This window comes from Enorma timonensis (genome assembly GCF_000321165.1).
Lineage (GTDB): Bacteria > Actinomycetota > Coriobacteriia > Coriobacteriales > Coriobacteriaceae > Enorma.
Window position 1 is genome coordinate 77,969 of record NZ_CAPF01000061.1, and the last position, 6,384, is coordinate 84,352.

Annotated in this window: 4 protein-coding genes; 1 reads left to right on the forward strand and 3 read right to left on the reverse strand. The window is 70.0% G+C overall.

Going from position 1 to position 6,384, the window contains the following annotated elements; genetic code table 11:
* Positions 1-8 precede the first annotated feature (8 nt).
* On the forward strand, positions 9-1,928 hold the full coding sequence (locus BN423_RS07285; RefSeq protein ID WP_019239604.1) for an ABC transporter ATP-binding protein: 1,920 nt from the start codon (positions 9-11) through the stop codon (positions 1,926-1,928).
* A gap of 74 nt (positions 1,929-2,002) precedes the next feature.
* Here BN423_RS07285 and BN423_RS07290 read toward each other — a convergent pair whose 3' ends face one another.
* The 3 genes from BN423_RS07290 to BN423_RS07300 form a co-directional block, all read right to left on the reverse strand.
* Entirely contained in the window at positions 2,003-3,730 is a 1,728-nt protein-coding gene (locus BN423_RS07290) for an ABC-ATPase domain-containing protein (protein ID WP_019239605.1), read from the reverse strand.
* A complete protein-coding gene (locus BN423_RS07295) occupies positions 3,727-4,746 on the reverse strand; it encodes a CorA family divalent cation transporter (RefSeq protein WP_019239606.1) in 1,020 nt (339 codons plus the stop codon). The genes BN423_RS07290 and BN423_RS07295 overlap by 4 nt, the downstream gene beginning before the upstream one ends.
* Before the next feature lie 122 nt (positions 4,747-4,868).
* On the reverse strand, positions 4,869-6,137 hold the full coding sequence (locus tag BN423_RS07300) for an MFS transporter (RefSeq protein WP_019239607.1): 1,269 nt from the start codon (positions 6,135-6,137) through the stop codon (positions 4,869-4,871).
* Between the last annotated feature and the right edge of the window lie 247 nt (positions 6,138-6,384).

A 6,384-nucleotide genomic window follows, 5' to 3' on the forward strand; every position in this document is an offset into this window, starting at 1 on the left:
AGGCATACATGGCAGGTACCAACACGACCGCACGCCCCATGCGCCCGGCGGCGGGCGCGGGCGGGAGATCCTTCTCGTTCGCCGCGCTCTTCCGTGCGCTGCGCTATATGCTCGCGCACTACGGCGGGCTCTTCGCCCTGGTAGTGGCCTGCATCGTGGTGAGTGCCGCGATCATGGCCTACTCGGTGCTCTTCACGCAGACCCTCATCGACGAGTACATCGAGCCCATGCTCGCCACCGGTTCCACCGACTTCTCGGCGCTCGCCTCCGAGCTCCTGCGCCTGAGCGCCCTGCTCGTCGTGGGCGTCGCCGCCTCCTACGCGTACAACCGCCTCATGGTCACCATCAGCCAGGGCACCATGCGGAGCCTGCGCACGGAGACCTTCGAGCACATGGAGAGCCTGCCGCTCAGCTACTTCGACACGCACGCCCACGGCGACATCATGTCCGTCTACACCAACGACGTGGACACCCTGCGCCAGTTCTACGGCCAGACGCTGCCGCAGCTCGTGAACTCGGCGGTCACGCTCGTGACCACGTTCGTCTCGATGTGCCTGCTCTCCGTGCCGCTCACGGCGCTCTCGTGCGTGATGGTGGCCGTGATGCTTGTGGTAACGGCGCGCTGCTCCGCCCTCTCGGGCCGCTACTTCGCCGACCAGCAGCGCGACCTGGGCGAGGTGGACGGCTTCATCGAGGAGATGATGGACGGCCAGAAGGTCGTGAAGGTCTTCAACCACGAGGACGGCGCCCGCGCCGACTTCCGCGCGGCGAACGACCGTTTGCGTGAGAGCGCCACGCGCGCGCAGCTCATCGCCAACCTCATCATGCCCATCAACGCCAACCTCGGCAACATCTTCTACGTGCTCGTGGCGGCCGTGGGCGCGGCCATGGCCATCGGCGGCGTGGGCGGGCTCACCGTGGGCGCCCTCATGAGCTTCATCACGCTCAACCGCAACTTCTCCCAGCCCATCACGCAGATCTCGCAGCAGATGAGCTTCGTCACCATGGCGGCCGCCGGTGCCGAGCGCGTCTTCGCCCTGCTTGACGAGCAGCCCGAGGAGGACCATGGCTACGTCGAGCTCGTGAACGCGCGCGTCCTGCCGAGCGGCGAGGTCGAGCCCTGCGAGGAGCGCACGGGCACCTGGGCGTGGCGCCACCCGCACAAGGCCGACGGCACCATCACCTACGTGCGCCAGGCCGGTGAGCTCGTGATGGACCACGTGGACTTCGGCTACACGCCCAACAAGACCGTCCTGCACGACATCACGCTCTTCGCGAAGCCCGGGCAGAAGATCGCCTTCGTGGGCTCCACCGGAGCCGGCAAGACCACCATCACGAACCTCATCAACCGCTTCTACGACGTGGATGACGGCAAGATCCGCTACGACGGCATCAACATCAACAAGATCCGCAAGGGCGACCTGCGGCGATCCCTGGGCATCGTGCTGCAGGACACGCACCTGTTCTCCGGCACCGTGATGGACAACATCCGATACGGCCGGCTCGACGCCACGGACGAGGAGTGCCGCGCGGCCGCGCGCCTCGTGCATGCGGACGACTTCATCCGCCGCCTGCCCGAGGGCTACGAGACGCGCATCTCAGGCGACGGGGCGGAGCTCTCCCAGGGCCAGTGCCAGCTTCTGGCCATCGCCCGCGCGGCCGTGGCCGACCCGCCGGCGCTCATCCTGGACGAGGCCACATCGAGCATCGACACGCGCACCGAGGAGATCGTGGCAGCCGGCATGGACGCGCTCATGGCCGGGCGCACCACGTTCGTGATCGCGCACCGCTTGAGCACCGTGAAGAACGCCGATTGCATCATGGTCATGGAGCACGGGCGCATCATCGAGCGCGGCGACCACGACGAGCTCATGGCGCAGCGCGGCCGCTACTGGCAGCTCTACACCGGCGGATCCGTCGGCGAGTGATCCGTGCGGCGGGCGCGACCCCCGCGCAGAGCCTGTCCCCAAATGTAGCAAAATGTATCGTTTTGAACCCGTCCCTACATGACGCGGAAGCGGTTGAGGGCACAGTGGAGCTCTTGGGGGCGGGGGAGCGCGAGGCCGCAGCCCGTGTCACCGTACGGGGAGAGCAGCTGCCAGCCGTCGCGCTCGAGGCGGCGGTAGAGCTCCCCCACCGCCTCGGCGAGGCCGCGCGAGCCGTCGAGCGCGCGCTCCTCGCCCAGGACGCGTACCATCTGCGCGAGCGCCGCCACCTGCTCGGCGTCGACGACCTGCTCCACCAGGCGCAGGTCGGCCTCGCCCGACCCCACCGAGAACCCGTCGAGCCCGTGCGCGCGCACCTTCGGGCCGCGCCCGCGCCCATCGCGCCGAAACGCGCGCCCGGGAAGCTCCATCCGACGCTCGGATGCGTGGAGCGCCGTACACCCATCATCCACGCCCGACGCATCGCCCCAAACGACGTCCACGCCGCGCTCGTGGCAGACCGCGCGCACGCGCTCCGTCACGTCGAGCGCATGGTACCCGTCCATCTGCACCACGCAGTCGGCCACGGGGAAGAACGCGCCGGAGCTGCCCATCACGAGCACGCAGCTCACCCCGAAGCGCTTCCACAGGCCGCGCACGCGCTCGGCGAACGGGGTGATGGGCTCGCGGTCGGGTGCCACGACGGCCTCCATGAGGGCGTCGCGCACCATGAAGTTCGTGGCCGAGGTGTCCTCGTCGATGAGAAGCGTCCGCGCGCCGGCCTCGAGCGCCTCGACGGTCGCGGCCGCCTGCGAGGTGCTCCCGCTCGCGTCCTCGGTCGAGAACGCGCGCGTGTCGCGGCCGTCGGGCAGATCGCCGATGAACGGGGAGATGTCGACCGCGTGCACCGCGCGCCCGTCCTCGGCACGGAGCTTCATCGCGCTCGCCTCGGTGATCACGAGCTCGCGGCCATCCCCCGCCACGTGGTTGTAGACGCCCTCCTGCAGCGCCTTGAGGAGCGTCGACTTGCCGTGGAAGCCGCCGCCCACGATGAGCGTGATGCCGCGCGGAAGCCCCATGCCGCGCACGCGGCCGCGATGCGGCAGGTCGAGCTCCACGGCCAGGCGCTCGGGAGCGCGAAACGGCACCGCGCCCTTGAGCGGCCGCGACGAGACGCCGGACGCGCGCGGCAGCACCGAGCCGTCCGCCACGAAGGCGACGAGCCCCCGGCGCTCGAGCTCCGCGCGCACCGCCGCCTGGTCGTCGGCGAGCTCCATCGCCGCCCGCGCTTCGCGGCGGCACGCCTCGTCGCATACGAGCGCGCGCTCGACGCACGCGGGCAAGAGCTCGAAGAGCATGCGCGCGAGGCCCCGGGCGTCCACCGTGCGTCCGTGCGCGGGGAACCCCATCTCGAGCCGCATGAGCACGCCGGCCTCGCCCGCCTCGCATGCGGAGCGCGGCAGCACCTCGGGGCCGGGCGCGCTCGTGGCGATGAGGCCGCTCTTGCCCGAGCCGCGCACGGCGTAGCTCGCGCGCCGCGCCTCGGCCGCGAAGCGCCGCACGAGCAGGTCCTCGAGCGCGGTGCAGCGCTCCGGCGTGGCGTAGAGCTCCGGCGCGAAGCCCGCGCGCGCAGCCGGGACATGCACCGAAAGAGCCGAGGGCGCCGCGAACGGGTCGCCCTGCACGCGGTCGATGGAGAGCTCGAACGCGCCGAGGTCGTACACGCCCCGCAGCGACTTATACGCCGGGTAGCCCCTCCGGTCGATCCCGGCGAGCCGCCCCTCCAGGTCGCGGCGCGCCCTCATCGCGCATCATCCCCCTTGCCGCGCCTGCGCCGCCGCGTGCGCCGCTCCTTGCCGCCCCCGAAGCTCAGCCACCCGCGCCGGCGGAACACCACGATCTGCGCGACCGCGATGACCACGCACATGGCCACCATCACCGGATAGCCCCACGACGCGCCGAGCAGCGGTATGTTCTTGAAGTTCATGCCGTACCAGCTCGTGATGAACGTGAGCGGCATGAAGATCGTCGCCACCACGGTGAGCCATTGCATGACGCTGTTCTGCTGGATGTCGATCTCCTCCTGGTAGAGGCCGTGGACCTGCAGGTTGTAGTCCTGCAGCGACTCGAGGCGGGCGGAGAGTCGGTCGAGGCGGCGCGCGACCGCCGCGAAGCGCTTGCGGTCATCAGAGCCGAGCATGTCGGACGCCTCGTCTGAGAGCACGTCGAGCACATCGGACATGCCCTGGTAGAAGGCATCGAGCCCGATGAGATGGCGAACATCGGCCATCATGCGGGCGCGGTCGACGCGCACCCTCCCCTCGAGCAGCCGCTCCTCGATGACCTCCAGATCGTCGCGGACGCGGGTGAGCAGCTCCGGCTGCTCGCGCAGCGGCGCGCAGAGCAGCGCGCGCAAAACGGACGCGACCGTCTCCACCGATACCCCGTCCGCCACGAGGCGCTCGATCACCCGGTCGCAGATGCCGTGGTCGTCGAAGAGCATGAGGGCATCCGGCTTGAGCAGAAAGCCGAACCGCGCGGCGGCCGACGTCTTATCCAGCGCCTTGTCCGGCACCTTGCCCGATGCCCTGCTCATGCACACGGGGAGCACGACGACGCCCGCCACGCACGAGCCCAGGCGCTCGGCGAACGGCGCGGTGGCGTGCTCCGCCTGGGTGAGCACCTCGTGCACGGAGGGGTCGTCCACAGCGTCCAGGCCCTTGGCATACTGCAGGAGCTCGACGCGCGCCTCGGCCGTGTCCTCGGACGCAGCGGCATCGGCAACGAGCCGCCCGGACCGTATCACCCAAATCTGCGCCATGGAAGCCGCCCTTCAACGCACGCCCGTCGTGGCCATCGCCTCCATTGTACCCCGCCCCCTCGCCCGCCCCTCCACCTGAGTCATTGGGGACGGGTTCAATTGACTCACCGCGCCGGCGTCCGCTACTCTTCGGCCTCGATGTGCCGGATGCTCGGGATGCACCAGGTGAGCACGGCGAGCATAAGCATCACGCAGCCCGCGCCCGAGAACCACGCCGGCGCGCCCACGGTATCCGCGAAGAGCGTCGAGGCCGCGAGCCCCAGCGGCAACGCCCAGGACATGATGGCGCCATAAAGGCCGAAGACGCGGCCGAGGAACTCGGGCGGTACGCGCTCCTGCATGAGCGCGGTCTGCGGGCCGGAATAGAAGGGCGAGCTCAATCCCATGAGGAAGCTCATGGCGAGAAACGCCGCGAACCCGCCGGCACCGAGCAGGCCGGCCACGAGCGTCGCCACACCGTAGAGCGCCGTCGCCGCCACGACGGTGAGCGCGCGGTTCTTGAAACCGCCCGTCGCCGTGAGCAGCGCCGAGCCCGCGATCATCCCGACCGAGAAGACGATCTCGGCCAGGGCGGCATCCGCCGTCGTGCCACCGAAGTGGTCGAGCGTCATGAGCGGAAAGAGCGCCGAAATGGGCGAGAACACGAGGGTGAACGCGAAGCCGCACCAGAGCAGGGCGAACAGGCCGCGGTAGCCGCGCAGCACCCGGTAGCCGTCGCGGGTCTCGGCGAGCAGGGCGCGCACGTCGCCGCCGGGGGCATCCGGGCCGTCCGCCGAGCCCGGCTCCCTGCCGCCCGCGCGGATGTTCGCCGCGAGCACCGCCCCCGCGGCGAAGAGCGCGCCGACGACATCGAGGGCGACCATGGGCACGAGGCCGAACAGCGGGTAGATCACCGCCGCGAGCGCCGTTCCCAAGATGTAGCCGCCCGATTGCACCGCCTGCGCCACGCCCGCCAGGCGGGTCAGATGCTCCGGGGGCGCAAGCAGCGGGGTGAGCGCCTGGAAGGCGGGCGTGTGGAACGCGCTGCCGATCGCACGGAGGAACAGCGCCGCGATGACCATCCAGATGGGCAGCGCTCCCATCGCGGCCGCCACCGCCACCACGAGGCTCACCGCCGCGATGAACAGGTCCGCGCCGATGAGCGAGCGGCGCAACGGGAAGCGGTCGACGATAGTGCCCGCGAACATGCCGAAGAGCGCGAGCGGCAGGAAGCCCGCGAGCGAGGCGAGGGAGAGCATGCTCGCGGAGTTCGTCGTGAGCGTGATGTGCCAGATGAGTCCCATCTGCAGCACGGAGCTCGTGAGCACCGAGACGAGCTCGCCGCCCCAGACGAACGCGAGCTTGAGCTTCCACGCGCCCTGCGCGGAGGCATCCTCGACAAATGTACCCACAGGCCTCCTCCTTCCTTTGAGTCATTTGAGCCATTGGGGACGGGTTCAATTGACTCGCTGAGTCAAACGAACCCGTCCGGGACTGCGGACGTTTTCCCGTACACCCTACACCGCGTAGCCGAGGAGCCTGCGGTTCTCGTCCGGCGTGCGCCAGCCCAGCGCCCCGGATATGCGCCCCGAGCGGAACCAGTGGAGCCACCGGTTGAGCTCGGCCATGAAGCCCCAGGCGTCCCAGCCCTCCCAGTCG